The sequence below is a fragment of the Sphingosinicella sp. genome (genome assembly GCF_013911755.1).
Classification (GTDB): Bacteria; Pseudomonadota; Alphaproteobacteria; order Sphingomonadales; family Sphingomonadaceae; genus Sphingosinicella.
In genome coordinates, this window is record NZ_JACESP010000029.1 from 22295 (window position 1) to 38817 (window position 16523).

16 protein-coding genes and 2 pseudogenes are annotated in these 16523 nt (G+C 67.7%); 5 read left to right on the forward strand and 13 right to left on the reverse strand.

Annotated elements, in window-relative coordinates; translation table 11 throughout:
• The first annotated feature begins 1 nt into the window (after position 1).
• Genes H2052_RS16190 through H2052_RS16200 form a run of 3 tightly spaced genes read left to right on the forward strand, consistent with a single transcriptional unit; the run spans position 2 to position 2771 of the window.
• Complete coding sequence (locus H2052_RS16190; RefSeq protein ID WP_293784016.1) at positions 2-886, forward strand: F0F1 ATP synthase subunit gamma; 885 nt, start codon at positions 2-4, stop codon at positions 884-886.
• 28 nt (positions 887-914) lie between these two features.
• Complete coding sequence (atpD, locus tag H2052_RS16195; protein WP_293784019.1) at positions 915-2363, forward strand: F0F1 ATP synthase subunit beta; 1449 nt, start codon at positions 915-917, stop codon at positions 2361-2363.
• The gene (locus H2052_RS16200; protein WP_293784022.1) at positions 2364-2771 is read left to right on the forward strand and encodes a F0F1 ATP synthase subunit epsilon; all 408 of its coding nucleotides are present in this window, start codon (positions 2364-2366) and stop codon (positions 2769-2771) included.
• Positions 2772-2819: 48 nt separating this feature from the next.
• Here H2052_RS16200 and H2052_RS16205 read toward each other — a convergent pair whose 3' ends face one another.
• From H2052_RS16205 to argH, 6 genes are read right to left on the reverse strand one after another with little or no spacing between them, the layout of a single operon-like run.
• A complete protein-coding gene (locus H2052_RS16205; RefSeq protein ID WP_293784024.1) occupies positions 2820-3566 on the reverse strand; it encodes an alpha/beta hydrolase in 747 nt (248 codons plus the stop codon).
• On the reverse strand, positions 3542-4414 hold the full coding sequence (galU, locus tag H2052_RS16210; protein WP_293784027.1) for a UTP--glucose-1-phosphate uridylyltransferase GalU: 873 nt from the start codon (positions 4412-4414) through the stop codon (positions 3542-3544). The genes H2052_RS16205 and galU overlap by 25 nt, the downstream gene beginning before the upstream one ends.
• A 19-nt stretch (positions 4415-4433) precedes the next feature.
• Positions 4434-6785, reverse strand: a complete 2352-nt coding sequence (locus tag H2052_RS16215) for a DUF4175 family protein (protein WP_293784030.1) — start codon at positions 6783-6785, stop codon at positions 4434-4436.
• A gap of 4 nt (positions 6786-6789) precedes the next feature.
• Positions 6790-8058: a diaminopimelate decarboxylase gene (gene lysA, locus H2052_RS16220; protein WP_293784032.1), complete on the reverse strand. Its 1269-nt coding sequence runs from the start codon at positions 8056-8058 to the stop codon at positions 6790-6792.
• Entirely contained in the window at positions 8058-8291 is a 234-nt protein-coding gene (locus H2052_RS16225) for a hypothetical protein (RefSeq protein ID WP_293784035.1), read from the reverse strand. The genes lysA and H2052_RS16225 overlap by 1 nt, the downstream gene beginning before the upstream one ends.
• On the reverse strand, positions 8288-9655 hold the full coding sequence (gene argH, locus H2052_RS16230) for an argininosuccinate lyase (protein WP_293784059.1): 1368 nt from the start codon (positions 9653-9655) through the stop codon (positions 8288-8290). Before argH ends, H2052_RS16225 begins: the two co-directional genes overlap by 4 nt.
• A gap of 16 nt (positions 9656-9671) precedes the next feature.
• Here argH and H2052_RS16235 point away from each other — a divergent pair, with 16 nt between their 5' ends.
• Positions 9672-10538 carry a redoxin family protein gene (locus H2052_RS16235; RefSeq protein WP_293784038.1) on the forward strand — a complete coding sequence of 289 codons (867 nt, stop codon included), beginning with the start codon at positions 9672-9674 and terminating at the stop codon, positions 10536-10538.
• Here the strand turns inward: H2052_RS16235 and H2052_RS16240 are convergent.
• The 7 genes and pseudogenes from H2052_RS16240 to H2052_RS16270 all read right to left on the reverse strand — a co-directional run bounded on the left by H2052_RS16240 (position 10535) and on the right by H2052_RS16270 (position 14689).
• Entirely contained in the window at positions 10535-11188 is a 654-nt protein-coding gene (locus H2052_RS16240; RefSeq protein ID WP_293784041.1) for a glutathione S-transferase family protein, read from the reverse strand. The two genes, H2052_RS16235 and H2052_RS16240, sit on opposite strands and share 4 nt — an antisense overlap.
• Positions 11185-11829: a ribosome biogenesis GTP-binding protein YihA/YsxC gene (yihA, locus tag H2052_RS16245; RefSeq protein ID WP_293784044.1), complete on the reverse strand. Its 645-nt coding sequence runs from the start codon at positions 11827-11829 to the stop codon at positions 11185-11187. The genes H2052_RS16240 and yihA overlap by 4 nt, the downstream gene beginning before the upstream one ends.
• Positions 11826-13523 (reverse strand): membrane protein insertase YidC, encoded by a 1698-nt coding sequence (gene yidC, locus H2052_RS16250; RefSeq protein WP_293784047.1) that lies wholly within the window; start codon positions 13521-13523, stop codon positions 11826-11828. The genes yihA and yidC overlap by 4 nt, the downstream gene beginning before the upstream one ends.
• 59 nt (positions 13524-13582) lie before the next feature.
• Positions 13583-13792, reverse strand: a pseudogene (gene yidD / locus H2052_RS16255) (membrane protein insertion efficiency factor YidD); the annotation flags it as partial.
• 8 nt (positions 13793-13800) lie between these two features.
• Positions 13801-14118: pseudogene (rnpA, locus tag H2052_RS16260) on the reverse strand (ribonuclease P protein component); the annotation flags it as partial.
• A gap of 14 nt (positions 14119-14132) precedes the next feature.
• Positions 14133-14267 carry a 50S ribosomal protein L34 gene (gene rpmH, locus H2052_RS16265; protein ID WP_121049614.1) on the reverse strand — a complete coding sequence of 45 codons (135 nt, stop codon included), beginning with the start codon at positions 14265-14267 and terminating at the stop codon, positions 14133-14135.
• A gap of 131 nt (positions 14268-14398) precedes the next feature.
• Positions 14399-14689, reverse strand: a complete 291-nt coding sequence (locus H2052_RS16270; protein ID WP_293784050.1) for a hypothetical protein — start codon at positions 14687-14689, stop codon at positions 14399-14401.
• A 161-nt stretch (positions 14690-14850) separates the two neighbouring features.
• Here H2052_RS16270 and H2052_RS16275 point away from each other — a divergent pair, with 161 nt between their 5' ends.
• Positions 14851-16356 (forward strand): YifB family Mg chelatase-like AAA ATPase, encoded by a 1506-nt coding sequence (locus tag H2052_RS16275; RefSeq protein WP_293784053.1) that lies wholly within the window; start codon positions 14851-14853, stop codon positions 16354-16356.
• Positions 16357-16523 lie beyond the last annotated feature (167 nt).

A 16523-nucleotide genomic window follows, 5' to 3' on the forward strand; every position in this document is an offset into this window, starting at 1 on the left:
GATGGCAACCCTCAAATCCCTCAAGCTTCGGATCGCCTCGGTCAAATCGACCCAGAAGATCACGAAGGCGATGAAGATGGTGGCTGCCGCCAAGCTTCGGCGCGCGCAGGAAGCCGCTGAGGCGGGCCGTCCCTACGCGAGCCGGATCGAAGCGGTTGTCGCCTCTCTGGGCGCGCGCATCACGCCGGGCCCGCAGACCTCGAAGATGCTGACGGGCTCGGGCAAGGAGGAGACCTACCTTCTCGTCGTCTGCACGTCGGACCGCGGCCTTGCCGGCGCGTTCAACGCGAACATCGTGAAGGCGGCGCGCCAGCGCGCGCAGGCGCTGATCGCGGCGGGCAAGACGGTGAAGTTCTATCTCGTCGGCAAGAAGGGCGCCGCGGTCATCCGCCGCCTGTTCCCCGGCACGATCATCGCGTCCACCGAGTTCGCGGGCGTCAAGCAGATCGCCTTCGAACACGCCGCGCCGATCGCCGACGACATCGCCGCGCGCTACGAAGCGGGCGAGTTCGACGTCGCCTACATGTATTATGCGAAGTTCCAGTCGGCGCTGGTGCAGGAGCCGACCGAGCAGCAGATCCTCCCCGTTCCGGTCCAGGCCGGTGGCGGCGAGGCAGCGGCGGGCGTCTCCGCGGCCGTCGAGTACGAGCCGGACGAGGAAGGCATTCTCGCCGACCTGCTGCCGCGCAATCTTTCGGTCCAGCTCTTCCGCGCGCTTCTTGAAAACGCCGCGTCCGAGCAGGGCAGCCGCATGACCGCGATGGACAACGCCACGCGCAACGCCGGCGACATGATCAACCGCCTGTCGATCCAATACAACCGGCAGCGTCAGGCGGCGATCACCACCGAACTCGTCGAGATCATTTCGGGCGCCGAAGCGCTCTAGTCAGATACGAAGGCAAGGATAGAGACCCATGGCCAAGACGACCAACAACACCGGCCGCATCGCGCAGGTCATCGGCGCCGTCGTCGACGTGCAGTTCGACAGCGCGCTGCCGGCGATCCTTTCGGCGCTCGAAACGACGAACCAGGGCAAGCGCCTCGTCCTCGAGGTCGCGCAGCACCTCGGCGAGAACATGGTCCGCACGATCGCCATGGACGCGACCGACGGCCTGACGCGCGGCCAGGAAGTCACCGATACGGGCGCGCAGATCCGCGTGCCGGTTGGCCCGCAGACGCTCGGCCGCATCCTCAACGTCATCGGCGAGCCGATCGACGAGCGCGGCCCGGTTAACACCGATCTCAGCGCCCCGATCCACGCCGAGGCCCCGCTCTTCGTCGACCAGTCGACCGAAACGAGCATCCTCGTCACCGGCATCAAGGTCATCGACCTTCTCGCGCCTTACGCGAAGGGCGGCAAGATCGGCCTGTTCGGCGGCGCGGGCGTCGGCAAGACCGTGCTCATTCAGGAGCTGATCAACAACATCGCCAAGGGCCACGGCGGCACCTCGGTGTTCGCGGGCGTCGGCGAGCGCACCCGCGAGGGCAACGACCTTTACCACGAATTCCTCGACGCGGGCGTCATCGCCAAGGACGCTGACGGCAACCCGACGCCGGAAGGTTCCAAGGTCGCGCTCGTGTTCGGCCAGATGAACGAGCCGCCGGGAGCGCGCGCGCGCGTCGCCCTGTCGGGCCTGACGATCGCCGAATATTTCCGCGACGTCGAAGGCCAGGACGTGCTGTTCTTCGTCGACAACATCTTCCGCTTCACGCAGGCGGGCTCGGAAGTGTCGGCGCTGCTCGGCCGTATTCCTTCGGCCGTGGGCTATCAGCCGACGCTGTCGACGGACATGGGCGCGCTTCAGGAGCGCATCACCTCCACGAACAAGGGCTCGATCACCTCGGTGCAGGCGATCTACGTGCCCGCCGACGATCTTACCGACCCGGCGCCTGCCACCTCGTTCGCCCACCTCGACGCGACGACCGTGCTCAGCCGAGCGATTTCGGAGCTGGGCATCTACCCGGCGGTCGATCCGCTCGACTCCACCTCGCGCGTGCTCGAGCCGCGCGTCGTCGGCCAGGAGCACTATGAGACGGCCCGCCGCGTTCAGGAAATCCTGCAGAAGTACAAGTCGCTGCAGGACATCATCGCCATTCTCGGCATGGACGAGCTTTCCGAAGAGGACAAGCTGACCGTCAGCCGCGCCCGCAAGATCCAGCGCTTCCTTAGCCAGCCGTTCCACGTCGCCGAGGTCTTCACCGGCATCCCCGGCAAGTTCGTCGCGATCGAGGACACGGTCCGCTCGTTCAAGGCGGTTGTGGACGGCGAGTACGATCACCTGCCCGAAGCGGCCTTCTACATGGTCGGCGGCATCGAGGAAGCGGTCGAGAAGGCCAAGAAGATGGCGGCGGAAGCAGCCTAAATGGCGGACAACCTCCACTTCGAACTGGTGAGCCCCGAGCGGCTTCTGCGCTCCGGCGACGTCCACATGGTGGTCGTGCCGGGCACGGAAGGTGACTTCGGCGTGCTTGCCGGCCACGCCCCCTTCATGTCTACGATCCGCCCCGGCGCGATCGAGGTGTATGAAAGCGCGAGCAGCCCGGCGACGCGCATCTTCATCGACGGCGGCTTCGCCGAGGTGAACGACAGCGGCCTCACCATCCTCGCCGAAAACGCGGTTCCGGTCGCGGACATCAAGGCGGACGAGGTTTCAAAGAAGCTCTCCGAAGCCCGCGAGGACGTGCGCCTCGCGAAGACAGACGTCGAGCGCGCCGTCGCGGAAAAGCAGGTCGCCCGCTACGAAGCGATGCAGGCCGTCGCCGTCAACTGAGCGAATATTCCTCTGCCGCTTGCGGGCGAGGGGAAATCGGAAAATACGTCAGGTGCGCGATCGATAGGGCGCCCAGCTCCCATCCGGCTGCGCCAGCCGGTCGGCGAGGATGCGGAGCACGTCGGCGTTCCACGCGAGCCCGATATGCGTGCCGCGCACGTTCAGCGTCTCCCATGTCGGCCCGCTGCCGATATCGGCACTGCCCGGTGCGACGATACCGTCAAACGGCGTCAGGATCGACGTCACCGGTACCGGCGGCAGCTCCATGAGATTGGTTTCGATCGGCGGCGCGTCCACGCTATGGTCGTTCAGCCGCTCGTAGAGCCGCCACGCGTTGTTGGCGTGGAGGTCGCGGGCGGCGGGCGTGCCCAGCGTCACGATCAGACGTACGCGGTCCGGGATGCGTTTCGCGATCTCGCGCGTGTAGAGACCGCCGAGGCTCCAGCCGACGAGGCTCACTTTGCGCTTCTGCCCGGCGTGCACCGACTTCACATAATGCACCATCTGCGCAAGCAGGCCGGGTTTGAGGCCGAGATTGGTGCCGAAGCGCCACCCGGCATTCCAGTAGCCGAGCGCAGTGAGACGCCGCCGGAGCGGCCACGTGAGCGTATCGCCCGCAAGGAAGCCGGGAAACACCAGCACGGGATGACCGTCGCCCTTCGGCAGGCCGTGCGTCCGGCTTTTGATGACGAACCGGCACAGCTCCGGCACGGCCTTCACCTCCAGCGCAAAGCGCCCGAGCGAGGGCGGTTGAAGGCGGGACGGCGGCGTCAACGCACGTTCGCGTCGATCCACGCCCTCACTTCCGGGCCGATGTCCGCGCGTTCGAGCGCGAGCGCGATGTTCGCCGTCACATAGCCGGCCTTGTCGCCGCAATCGTAGCGCGTGCCTTCGAACGGAAGCGCATGGAAGGGCGAACCGCCGATCAGTTCCGCCATCGCATCGGTGAGCTGAATCTCGCCGCCCGCGCCGCGCTTGCGCGCTTCCAGCTTGTCCATGATGGCCGGTTCGAGGATGTAGCGGCCGATCGCGGCCATGGTCGAGGGCGCATCGGCGGGCTTCGGTTTCTCGACAAGGCCGAGCACCTCGGTGAGTGCGCCGCGCTGCGCGCCGGGCGAGACGATGCCGTAGCGGTGCGTGTGTTCGCGCGGCACATCGAGCACGCCGATCACATTGCCGCCAACCTCGGCGTGCGCCTCGATCATCGCTTTCAGGCACGGGCGCGCCGGATTCCACAGCAGCTCGTCGGGCAGCAGAACCGCAAACGGGTTGTCGCCAATGAGATGTCGCGCGCACCAGACGGCATGGCCGAGCCCGAGCGGCTCGCGCTGGCGGACATAGGCGATCGTCCCGGCTGCAAAGCGCGTGCCTTCAAGTTGCGCGAGCACCTCGCTCTTGCCGCGTTCGCCGAGAGTGGATTCGAGTTCGTAGTGGCGGTCGAAATGGTCTTCGATGGCGTTCTTGCCGCGCCCGGTGACGAAGATCATCTGCTCGATCCCCGCCGCCACCGCCTCGTCGACCGCATACTGGATCAGTGGCCGGTCGACGACGGGCAGCATCTCCTTGGGCATCGCTTTCGTCGCAGGCAGGAACCGCGTGCCGAGACCGCCCACGGGAAACACCGCTGTCCGAACCTTGCGCATCCGCTCTCGCTCTCCCGTCCTAGAACCGCTTGAGAAGCCTAAGGTAATAGCCCCGTTCCTCTTCCGAACGCGAGGGGTCGCTTGCGCGTTCCTCCAGAATTTTTCGGATCTGCTGGATGCGTCGCACGTCCGCCTGATCGGGCAGCTTGACCGCACCCTGTCCAAACCCCGTGCCCGGGCGCCCAAGCGGATCGAGGCCCGAGCCTGCCGCACCGGGCTGCATCGCCCCCGCGCCCGCCGCCTGCGCCATCTGCTGCGCCGCTGCCTCCGCCGCATTCGCCGCCTGCCGCAGCAGATCAAGCGCGCGCGTTTGCGCCCGGATCGCACCGCCGGCATCCCCGGCACCGAGCGCGCGCGCTGCTTCCCCCATTGCCTTCGCGGCCGCGCCGAGCGGCTGCGGGGCGGGCATTCCGGCGGTGCCGAACTGCTTCACCAGCGCCTCCGTGTCCGACTCGAGTGTGCGCTGCGGCGGGGCATTTTCGCGAAGGCCGCTGTCGTTTCCAAACGAGGCCTCGATCATGTCGGCGATCGTCGCGTCGCGTAGCACGCCCTGCCGCGCCTCGATCGCGCGGAGCGCCTGCGCGGCCTCGGCAGCCGCCGCCGCGCGGGCCTGCGCCTCGGGATCGGGCGCGGCATTGCCGAAGCGGATCGTTTCCATCAGCTGTCGAAGGTTCGCGAGCGCTTCCGCCGCCCCCGCCTTGTCGCCCGCCGCCAGCCGGTCGCGCAGGTCCGCGAACATCTGGTCGAGAAAACCGAGATCGACCGACGCGCCCGCGCCACCTGCCGATGAGGGCGGCTGGGCACCGTTTTCCGCGAGCGCGGCGGCAATCTGCCGGCTGAGATAATCGCTCATCGCGGATTCCAGCCGGTCCGCCATCGCCGCGAGCGAGGCGTCGTCGCCCGCGCCGATGCCGCGCGCCAGATCTTCCATCGCGCGGCGCATCGCATCCATCGCCTGCGTCGCGCCGCCATCTTCAAGATCGGTGGCGATGTCCCACAGCAACGCCGCGATGCTGTCCCGCGCGTCCTTGCGCGTATCGTGAACGAGCCGCCACGTCGCGGCGCGCAGCCCCGCGAACACGCCGAGGTCGCCCTGATACGCGGGGTGGTCTGCCGCCAGCCGCGAAAGACGGCGGGCCACGGCGCTTCTTTTTGCCCCGGCGAGCAGATCGGCGCGCACGGCGACAATCGCTTGCGCGAGCGGATTGGCGAAGCGGCGCTGTGGCAGCGTGATACGGATGGGCGGCGACACGCCCTCCTGCCCCGCGCCGTCGGTGGCGACGAGCATCAGTTCGACGATTGATCCGGCGAACGAGTGCGGCGTGAGATCGGCAAAGACGCTGCCCCGCCCCGGCGGCACGCGCGTTTCAAGGTCGACGTCGCGAACTTGCTTGCCGCGCCGGACACGCAGCGATAGGGCCGAGACACCGTGATCGTCACGCAGGCGGAAGCCGAGCCGAAGCGCGCCGGTGGGCGTGATGGCAGGATCGCCATCGAAACGGATTGCGGGCCGGAGATCGGCGGCGAGCGAAAGATCGAGCGCGGCAATGCGCCGAGCGCCCTGCTGCACGCTGTATTCGCCTGCGCGTTTCAGCGGAAAGGACACGCGCCCGCCTTCCGCCGCCGCATCTATGCCCGGTCCGGCGACATGCCAGCCGCCTTCAAGGCCTTCGACGCGGATCGTCACCCGGCTTGCGGCGAGGCCATCCAGCGCAGCGTCCGCGCCGCCCTTCAGATCGATGCGGCGCGGCGGCGCGCCCACATAGGCGGGCGGCTCCAGCGTGACCGCGATACGCACACCTTCGAGCGTCGTCGGCCACGGCGAGAAGGCGGCCGCCAGCCTCTGCGGCGCTTCCGCCTTCGCGAGCATCAGGCCGAGGAACAGCGCCGTGCCGATGAGCGGCCAGAGCCCGTAGCGGGTTTCGAGCGTCGGCTGCCATTCGAGGCGGCCCAGGCGTGGACGAGATTTCCGTGCATCGGCCAGCGCACGGTCCCAGAGCGCGGCCCCAAAGCCATCGGGATCGCTGATCGGCGCGTCTGCCACGAGCGCAAGCGCCCCCCGGCTGAGCCCGCCGCCCCGCTCCAGTCGGGCCCGGCGCGCAGCGGGCGTGGGAATGCCGATGCGCCATGCTGCACGGACCAGCAAGGCCGCACTGCCGACGATAAGGAGCGCGAGCAGCGCGACGCGCAGCGTGCCCGGCAGCGCCTGCGCGAGGCCAAGCAATGCGGCTGCGATCCACAGCAGCCAGAGCGTGAGCACAAGGCCAAGCTCGCGCGGCAGTGCGCGCTCGGCGGCGAGAACGATGCCCGAAAGGGCGAGCGGCACGCGCATCGCGGCAAGGAAGGCTTGCTGCGTCGCGGGTGCGGTCATCGCGCTATCCCACCCAGTTCGGCACGCGGTCCTGCGCGATCAAATCGTCGATCGTGCTGCGCGGCCGCACCAGCGCCCACTTGTCGCCCTTCACCAGCACTTCGGGCGTCAGCAGGCGGGAATTGTAGGTCGAAGCCATCGCCGCACCATAAGCGCCCGCCGTGCGGAATACGACCAGATCGCCGGCCTCCACCGCCGGAATCTCACGCCCTTCCGCAAACGTGTCCCCGGTTTCGCATACGGGGCCGACGACCGTCGCGGTCATCCGCTCGGCTGTCTGCATCACCGAATCGATGTCGTGCCACGCATCGTAGAGACTGGGGCGGAGCAGATCGTTCATCGCCGCGTCGATGATGACGAACTCGGTCGTCGCGCCGCTCTTCACACGGATGACACGCGAAACGAGAACGCCCGCGTTGCCGACGATGACGCGCCCCGGTTCGAAGGTGAGCCGCACGTCCCAATCCGCCGTGACGCGCGCGACCATGGCACCGTAGGCCTCCGGAAGCGGCGGTCCGGGCGTGTGCGCCGCATAGGGCACGCCGAGCCCGCCGCCGAGATCGGCGCGGCTCACCGGGAAGCCTGCCGCGCGCAGCTCCGCAATCAACGCGCCGAGGCGGGTGAAGGCCTGCTCCAGCGGCGCAAGATCGGTCAGCTGGCTGCCGATGTGAAGCGCGACGCCGACCGGCTCGATGCCGGGAAGCGCTGCCGCGAGCGCGAACGCTTCGCGCGCGGTGTCAATGGGAATGCCGAACTTGTTCTCGGCCTTGCCGGTCGAGATCTTGGCGTGCGTGCCCGCGTCGACATCGGGGTTCACGCGGAACGCCACCGGCACCGTGCGCCCCATGCGCGCCGCGACGGCCGAGAGCATCTCCGCCTCGGGCAGCGATTCAAGATTGATCTGAAAGACACCCGCCAGAATCGCAGCCTCCATCTCCTCCGCCGTCTTGCCGACGCCGGAGAAGACGATGCGTTCGGCAGGAACGCCCGCCGCGAGCGCACGCTTCATCTCGCCGAGCGACACGACATCTGCCCCGGCTCCAAGCCGTGCCAGCGTCGCGATCACCGCCTGGTTCGAGTTCGCCTTCACCGCATAGGCGACGAGCGGCGGGGCATTGCCCGCACCCGCGACGGCATCGCGGAACACCGTGAAGTGCCGCTCGATCGTTGCCGACGAATAGCAGTAGAAAGGCGTGCCCACGGCGTCGGCAAGCGTGGCCACGTCGACGTCCTCGGCCGTCAGGCGGCCGTTCCTGTGTTCGAAATGGTCCATCAGAGCCCCGGCGGCAGATCGAATTCATCGTCGCGGCGTTCTTCCGAACGGCGGACGGGATCATCGACACGCTCGGGCGCGGCCTGCGGCGGAGGTTCGAGCATCTGTTCGGTCGTCAGCGGTTCCTTGACGCCCGGCGGCGTAGGCGGCGGGCCGCCTTCGGGCCACGCGAGCGGACCCTTCGCGCCGCACGCGGCGAGCAGGAACAGAAGCGGGAGCGCGGCGGCCTTCATTCGCCCGCCCCCCGCGCCGCAGCAACCGCTGCGCGCACGTTCGCGGGCGATGTGCCGCCGAAGCTGGTGCGGCTCGCGACCGAGGCATCGACCGTGAGCACGCCGTAGACGCGCTCGTCGATCCGCGCATCGACGCCGCGCAGCGTTTCCAGCGGCAGGTCGGCGAGATCGCAGCCCGCCGCCTCCGCCGCCGCAACGCAGCGCCCGGTGATATGATGCGCCTCGCGGAATGGCACGCCGCCCTCGCGGACCAGCCAATCGGCAAGGTCGGTCGCGGTGGAAAAGCCCGTACCCGCCGCCGCGCGCATCCGCGCGGTGTCGAAGCTGATCGTCTCCACCATGCCGGTCATCGCGGCGAGGCAAAGCGCAAGCGTGTCGAAAGCCTCGAACACCGGCGCCTTGTCGTCCTGCATGTCCTTCGAATAGGCGAGCGGTAGCCCCTTCATGATGACGGCGAGGCGCTGATAGGCGCCGAGGAACAGCCCCGCCTTGGCGCGCACGAGTTCCGCTGCGTCGGGGTTGCGCTTCTGCGGCATGATCGAAGAGCCGGTCGAGAAGGCATCGAGCAGCTTGACGAAGCCGTAGGGCTGGCTCGCCCAGATGATGATCTCTTCGGCAAGCCGCGACAGATGCAACCCTGCCATCGCCGCCGCCGACAGGAATTCGAGCGCGAAGTCGCGGTCCGAGACGGCATCGAGGCTGTTCGCCATCGGACGGTCGAAACCGAGCGCCTTCGCCGTCGCATGGCGGTCGATCGGGAACGAGGTGCCCGCGAGCGCGGCGGCGCCGAGCGGCGATTCGTTGAGGCGCGCCCGTGCATCGGCGAAGCGGCCGCGATCGCGCCGCGTCATCTCGTGATAGGCCATCAGGTGATGTCCGAGCGTGACGGGCTGCGCCGTCTGCAGATGCGTGAAGCCGGGCATCACGTCCGCCGCGTGCTGCTCTGCGCGCGCCAGCAGTGCCTTCTGGAAACCGCCGAGCCCCGCGTCGATCGCGTCGATCGCGCCCCGCACCCACAGGCGGAAGTCGGTCGCCACCTGATCGTTGCGCGACCGCGCGGTGTGCAGCCGCCCGGCAGGCTCGCCGATGATCTCCTTCAGCCGCCCCTCGACGTGCATGTGGATGTCTTCAAGCGCCGCGTTCTCCACGAGGCCGCCCGCCGCATATTCGGCTTCGATGGTATCGAGACCGCGCACGATTTCGGCGGCGTCGCCCTGCGAAAGGATGCCCGCCGCGGCCAGCATCGCGGCGTGCGCACGGCTGCCCGCGATGTCCTGCCGCCACAGGCGCTTGTCCACGCCGATGGAAACATTAATGTCGCGCATGACTGCCGACGGCCCTTCAGCGAAGCGGCCGCCCCACATGTCATTGGAGTTTGAAATGCGGTCCGTAATGGTTGCGATCCTTGTTCTCATGCCGCTTTCCGCCTGCGGCGAGGCCAAGGAGGCCGATAAAGCAGACGCGCCCGCCCCGCAAGAAAGCGCGGCCCAGGCAGCGAAGAAAGCGGAGACCGGCACGGTCGATACGTCGCGGGCCGGCACAGCCGCGCCCACGCAGGCCTTTGCGCGCGCGGACGGCGGCAAGGTGACGCTCGCCGACTATCGCGGCAAGCCCGTGCTCGTGAACCTCTGGGCAACGTGGTGCGCGCCGTGCGTCGCCGAAATGCCCGCGCTCGACCGGCTTGCGAAGGCAAAGGCGGGCGAAATGGCCGTGGTCGGCATCAGCCAGGATCTGCAGGGCTGGGAGAAGGTGAAGCCGTTCCTCGCCAAGGCGAAGCTTCAGCACATGACCATCCTGCTCGACGAGGAAGGCGCGCTCGCCACCACGCTCGGTGCGCCGGGCCTGCCCTTCACCGTGCTTTATGACGCAGCGGGCAAGGAAATCTGGCGCGTCAACGGTCCCCGCGAATGGGATCAGCCGGGCGGCTTTCCCGAACCGGCCGCATCAGGGCCTCCGGTTCGCTTCCATGCGGTTGGGCAGGAGCCGGGCTGGACGATGGACATCGCCACCGGCCACAATGTGGAGGTGATCGCCGACTACGGATCGAAGACCGCCACGTTCAAGGCGCCCGCCCGCCTCGCGCTCGAAGGGACGAGCAACTTCGCGGTTTCGCAGGGAAAATCGTCGCTCGCCGTCTCGATCGTGAAGAAGGCCTGCGAGGACACAATGAGCGGCAAGCCCTACGCCTACACCGTCACCATGACGCTCGACGACAAACGCTACGAAGGCTGCGGGGAAACGCTTTAGAACTCGATCCGGTCGAGCCGCCAGGCCTCGGCATCCGCGCCAGCGTACCAATCCTGCATGAAAGGATGCGCGAGAACGGCGTTCACATAGGCTTCCGACGTACCGGAGAGCGGCACGTCGTAAGTGCGGAAGCGCGTGACGACGGGCGCGTACATGATGTCCGCCGCGCCGAACGCACCGAACAGATACGGGCCACCTTCACCGCCGAAGCCCTGCAGCGCCTCGCGCCACAGCGCGTCGATGCGGCCGATGTCGTGCTCCACCTCCGGCGTCAGCGCGAACGACGGATAGGTCCGCCCGGTGTTCATCGGACAGTGCCTGCGCAGATTGGCGAAACCCGCGTGCATCTCTGCCGCGATCGCGCGGGCGAGCGCCCGCGCCGCGTCATCCTTCGGCCAGAAGACATCGCGGCCGACGCGATCGGCGAGCCAGTCGATGATCGCGAGGCTTTCCCACACCGCGACGTCGCCGTCCCACAGCACGGGCACGGTGCCCGAAGGCAGCAGCGCCGCATCCGCCTTCGCCGCGGCGAATTCGGGCGTATCCATCGGGATCACGACCTCTTCAAACGCGAGGCCCGATTGCTTCATCGCGAGCCAACCGCGCAGCGACCACGACGAGTAGCGCTTGTTGCCGATGACCAGTTTCATATGCCCGCCTCGTCCTTCGCAGCGCCGAGCACCGCCGTGCGCAGCTCCTCGATGCCGTGGTTCTTTTCGGAACTGGTGGCGAGGAGGCTCGGGAACGATGCGGGATGCCGCTTCAGGAGCGCCGGAAGATCCTCGCGCAACTTGCTGACCCAGCTCTCCTTAACCTTGTCCGTCTTGGTGAGCACGATCTGGTAGGAGACGGCGGCGCTGTCGAGCATGTCCATCACATCCTCGTCGACCTTGCCGATACCGCGCCGGCTATCGATCAGCAGCAGCACGCGCTTCAGATTCGCGCGCCCGCGCAGATAATCGAACACCGCGCGCTTCCACGCGTCGACCATCTTCTTGGGCGCCTCGGCATAGCCGTAGCCCGGCATGTCGACGAGGCGCAGCACAGCCGGTTCGCCGACATCGAAGATGTTGAGAAGCTGCGTGCGCCCCGGCGTGTTCGACGTGCGCGCGAGGCCCTTGCGCGCCGTCAGCGCGTTCAGCAGCGATGATTTGCCGACGTTGGAGCGCCCGGCGAACGCCACCTCCGGCAAATCCGCCGGAGGCAGATCGTCCATCGTCGGCGCCGACTTCACGAACGCGATCGGCCCCGTGAACAGCCGGTTCGCCTCCCGGGGGCTGATGCCGGTCATTTCGCCTTTGCGGGTTCCGGCGCGGGCGCCGGATGCTTCTTGATCAGCACCCACTGCTGCGCGATCGAGATGATGTTGTTCACCGTCCAGTAGAGCTGCAGACCCGCCGCGAACGGCGCCATGATGATCATGAACATCCACGGCAGGATGGCGAACACCTTCTGCTGGATCTCGTCGAGCGGCTGCGGATTGAGCTTCTGCTGGAGCCACATGGTGATGCCGAGCAGGATGGGAAGCACGCCGATGCCGATGTACGGCGGCGGCGTGAACGGCAGCAGGCCGAACAGGTTCACCGGCGTCAGCGGATCGGGCGCGGAGAGATCCTTGATCCACAGGTAGAACGGCTGGTGCCGCATATCGATGACGAGGAACAGCGTCTTGTAGAGCGCGTAAAAGATCGGAATCTGGAGGAGGATCGGCAGACAGCCCGCGAGCGGGTTCACCTTCTCGGTCTTGTAAAGCTCCATCATCTCCTGCTGGAGCTTCAGCTTGTCGTCCTTGTAGCGCTCCTGCAGCGCCTTCATCTTCGGCTGCACCTGCCGCATCTTCGCCATCGAGGCGTACTGCTTGTTCGCGATCGGGAAGAGCACGAAGCGGATCAGAATGGTGAGGCCGATGATGGCGACGCCAAGGTTGCCGGTCTTATCGAACAGCCAATCGAGCAGGTGAAAGATCGGCTTCGCGATCACCTCGAACCAGCCCCAGTCGATGGCGCTGCCGAGGCGGGGGATGCCGAGACCGTCCTGATAGCGATCGAGAACGTCCACTTCCTTGGCACCCGCAAACAGGCGCGTCGTCGTTGAAGCCGTCTGCCCGGGGCCGACGGCAATCGGCTCGCCGCGCACACCCGCCTGATAACGCGCGTCGCCGCCGCTGCGGAAGTTCGCGTCGAACGTCTGGTCGTTCGCGGGGATCAGCGCGGACAGCCAGTATTTGTCGGTGAAGCCGATCCAGCCGCCCTTTGAGCGGAAATCGATCTGTCCGCCGGGCGCCTCGTCGATGTCGTCGTAGTTGTTGTCGTAATTGGTCTTGCCGCCGAACACGCCGATCGGGCCGGTGTGCGCGTTGAACGTGCTCTGGTCCGGCCCGGTGCCGACGCGTGCAACAAGGCCGTAGGGTCGCGCGACAAGCGCCTGGTTGCCGCGGTTCACGACACTTTGCTTCGCCGTGAACAGATAATCCTTGTCCACCGACAGGGCGATCTGGAAGGTCTGGCCCGCAGCGTTCGTCCACGACAGCGTGACTGGCTGTTCGGGCGTCAGCGTCGGGGCGCTTGCCGTCCAGCGCGTCTCGGCGGTCGGCAGGCCCGCGGCCCCGGTCCAGCCGAATTCCGCGAAATAGGCGCCCTGCGTTCCCGAAGGCGAGAACAGGCGGACGTTCGGCGAATCCTTCTTGAGCGTCTCGTCGTGGCGCAGCAGCAGCAGGTCATCGATGCGCGCACCGGCCAGATTGATCGAGCCCGAAAGCGCGGGCGTGCGGATCGCAACGCGCGTGCCTTCCGCGATCACGGTCGCCCGGTCACGGAGTACGGTGGAGGCCTCAGCGACCGGCGCCGCGCCGTCCGCCTTCTGCGCCGCGCTCACCGGTTCGTTCGACTTCGGCGTCGGGAAGAAGCGTTCCGAAACGGCAGTCCAGCCGAACAGCACGACGATCGACAACAGGATCGCCAGGAACATGTTGCGATTATCGCTCAAGCTCGACCACCTTCTTGCGGCCCGCAGCAGGGCCTCGACTTCGTTATGGTTTCAGGACCGGGGACGGGATCGAACCCCGAACCGCCCCACGGATGGCAGCGCAATATCCGACGAAGCGCGAGCGCGCCACCCTTGATAGGGCCGTGCCGCTCGATCGCCTCGATCGCGTAGGCCGAGCACGACGGCGCGAACCGGCACGTTGGCGGCAGGATCACCGAGAAGCTGAGCTGCCAGCCGCGCGCCACAAGGATCATCATCCGGCCGGCCAGCCTGCCGATCATTTTGCGACCTTTCGCACGGCGCGCTCAAGATCGGCGATCATATCCGCATAAGCGCGGGTGAGCCCTGCCTCGCGGCCGATCAGCACATAATCGTGGGCAGGAGACGCGAGCGCCGGCATCGATTCGGAAACGAGCGCGCGCAGGCGACGCTTCAATCGGTTGCGGACAACCGAATTGCCGATCTTCTTGGTGACGGTGAAACCGACGCGCACGGCGCCTTCATCGGCGCGGTCGCGGGCCAGCAGGATGAAGCCGTCGGTCACGGCGCGGCGTCCTTTGTTCGCGGCGAGAAAATCGCGCCGCGCACGGAGCCGCTCCGGCTTCGGAGCTACGCCGACAGCCGCTTGCGGCCCCGCGCACGGCGGGCCGCCAGAACCTTGCGGCCGCCCGGCGTCGCCGAGCGCGTGCGGAAGCCGTGGCGCCGTTTGCGGACGAGCTTGCTCGGTTGGTAGGTGCGCTTCATCGGACATGCCTTCTTGCGAATCGAATCAATAAAAACGGCCGCGCACGCGTGCTCGCGCAATCGCGGCCGAAACCTTCGGGCGAGCGCATAGGCAGGCACGCGCCCAAAGTCAACGGAAAGCGTGGGCGCGCCTACTCCGGACGCGGCTGTTTGCGGCGGCGAAGCCCCATGTCCACCCAGCGCGCGATCTTCGGATGGCGGCGCTTGAAAGCGACGTACCGTTTGCGCGCCGCGTGCGAGTTCCTAAGCACGAGCGCAAGGCCGATCGCCGAGCCGATGAAGCCGAACGGCCCTGGAATCAGCGGCCCGCCGATGATCGGCGATAGAATCATCAGCATCACGCCCGCCGTGATCTCCGCCCCGCGGCGCGCGAGCGAGCGCGGCCGCCGCGTCTTGCGCGGGGATGGAGAAGGCGTGGTCAAGCGGAATCCCCGAGGAAGCGCGAATCGACTTTGCAACCCAAGATGCGCCTGCGGCGTGTCAAAAAAGAGGCCGCAACCCCAAGGGTTTGACGATGCTGTTGGCGCACAGTAACCGGTGTCCCGATGCTTCGTTTCGCAGCATCAACGGGGGAAAGCCGGTCATGGTTGCGCGCGTGCAGACAGTCGCGTTCATCGGGCTTGAAGCGCGCAGTATCGATGTGCAGGTGCAGATCGCGCGCGGCGGGGCCAAATTCACCATCGTCGGCCTGCCCGACAAGGCAGTCGCCGAAAGCCAGGAGCGGGTGCGTGCGGCACTTTCCGCCATCGGCCTCGCGCTTCCCTTCCAGCGCATCACCGTCAACCTTTCCCCCGCGGACCTGCCCAAGGAAGGCAGCCACTACGACCTTCCCATCGCGCTCGGCCTGCTCGCGGCGATGGGCGTCGTCGATCTGGAGGCGCTAGCGGGCTATGCGGCGGTCGGCGAACTCGCGCTCGACGGGCGGGTGAGCCCGGTGCCCGGCGTGCTCCTCGCGGCGCTTCACGCGTCCACCAACGAACTCGGCCTCATCTGCCCGGCCGTGCAGGGCGGCGAGGCGGCGTGGGCGGGCTGCGACGTGCTCGCCGCGCCCGATCTGCTCAGCCTGCTCAACCACCTGAAAGGCACACAGTTGCTCGCCGCGCCCGTCGCATCTGTCGCCGAAGATGCCCCCCAAGCGCCCGACCTTGCCGCCGTTAAAGGCCAGGAAACCGCCAAGCGCGCGCTCGAAATCGCGGCGGCTGGCGGTCACAACCTCCTGATGTCCGGCCCCCCGGGCGCCGGAAAATCGCTGCTCGCCGCCGCGCTGCCGGGCATATTGCCGCCGCTTTCCCCGCGCGAGGCGCTTGAAGTCTCGATGGTCGCCTCGGTCGCGGGCGCGCTCGACGGCGGCAAGCTGATCCGCGCGCGGCCCTTTCGCGCGCCGCACCATTCGGCATCGATGGCGGCGCTCGTCGGCGGCGGCAACAGAGCGCGTCCGGGCGAGGTCAGCCTTGCGCATCTCGGCGTGCTGTTCCTCGACGAACTGCCCGAGTTCCAGCGCCAGGTGCTCGATTCGCTGCGCCAGCCGCTCGAAACCGGCGAGGTGAGCATTGCGCGCGCCGCGCTCCACGTCACCTACCCCGCGCGGGTGCAGCTGATCGCCGCGATGAACCCCTGCCGCTGCGGGCATCTGAGCGACCCAGCGCTCGCCTGCGCCCGTGCGCCCCGCTGCGCGGCCGACTATCAGTCCAAACTCTCCGGGCCGCTGCTCGACCGCATCGATCTGCATGTCGAGGTCGAGCCCGTCTCCGCCGCCGACCTCGCGTTGCCGCCCCCTGCGGAAGGCTCGGCCGAAGTCGCGGCGCGCGTCGCCGCCGCCCGCGCGCTGCAGACCGCGCGCTACGAGGCGCACGGCGTCCGCACCAATGCGGAAGCCGACGGCAAGCTGCTCGAAGACGTCGCGACGCCCGACGAGGCCGGCCGCAAGCTCTTGATGCAGGCCGCCGAATCGATGCGCCTCACCGCGCGCGGCTACCACCGCGTGCTGCGCGTCGCCCGCACGCTCGCCGATCTCGCCGGCGCGGAATGCGTCGCGCGCATCCATATCGCCGAAGCGCTCAGCTACCGTCGCCGCGCCCCCGTGAACTGAAGCCATACACGCAGGCTATCCGCCGTCGACGCCTGAACGCATTTCCATCGCCAGACCGCTCGTCTATCGTCGCTGCGCGGGCAGAGGGAGCAATTGATGCCGTTACATGTGAAAATGCTGATCGGGTTCGCGTTCGGTCTCATCGCGGGGCTTGTCGTGCATTTCAC

Coding starts and splice junctions, on each gene's coding strand:
- lysA (WP_293784032.1), bottom strand. CDS start 8,058: ATGGACCATTTCGAACACAGGAACGGCCGCCTGACGGCCGAGGACGTC.
- argH (WP_293784059.1), bottom strand. CDS start 9,655: ATGTGGGGCGGCCGCTTCGCTGAAGGGCCGTCGGCAGTCATGCGCGAC.
- galU (WP_293784027.1), bottom strand. CDS start 4,414: ATGCGCAAGGTTCGGACAGCGGTGTTTCCCGTGGGCGGTCTCGGCACG.
- H2052_RS16235 (WP_293784038.1), top strand. CDS start 9,672: ATGCGGTCCGTAATGGTTGCGATCCTTGTTCTCATGCCGCTTTCCGCC.
- H2052_RS16225 (WP_293784035.1), bottom strand. CDS start 8,291: ATGAAGGCCGCCGCGCTCCCGCTTCTGTTCCTGCTCGCCGCGTGCGGC.
- H2052_RS16215 (WP_293784030.1), bottom strand. CDS start 6,785: ATGACCGCACCCGCGACGCAGCAAGCCTTCCTTGCCGCGATGCGCGTG.
- atpD (WP_293784019.1), top strand. CDS start 915: ATGGCCAAGACGACCAACAACACCGGCCGCATCGCGCAGGTCATCGGC.
- rpmH (WP_121049614.1), bottom strand. CDS start 14,267: ATGAAGCGCACCTACCAACCGAGCAAGCTCGTCCGCAAACGGCGCCAC.
- H2052_RS16190 (WP_293784016.1), top strand. CDS start 2: ATGGCAACCCTCAAATCCCTCAAGCTTCGGATCGCCTCGGTCAAATCG.
- H2052_RS16275 (WP_293784053.1), top strand. CDS start 14,851: ATGGTTGCGCGCGTGCAGACAGTCGCGTTCATCGGGCTTGAAGCGCGC.
- H2052_RS16240 (WP_293784041.1), bottom strand. CDS start 11,188: ATGAAACTGGTCATCGGCAACAAGCGCTACTCGTCGTGGTCGCTGCGC.
- yihA (WP_293784044.1), bottom strand. CDS start 11,829: ATGACCGGCATCAGCCCCCGGGAGGCGAACCGGCTGTTCACGGGGCCG.
- H2052_RS16200 (WP_293784022.1), top strand. CDS start 2,364: ATGGCGGACAACCTCCACTTCGAACTGGTGAGCCCCGAGCGGCTTCTG.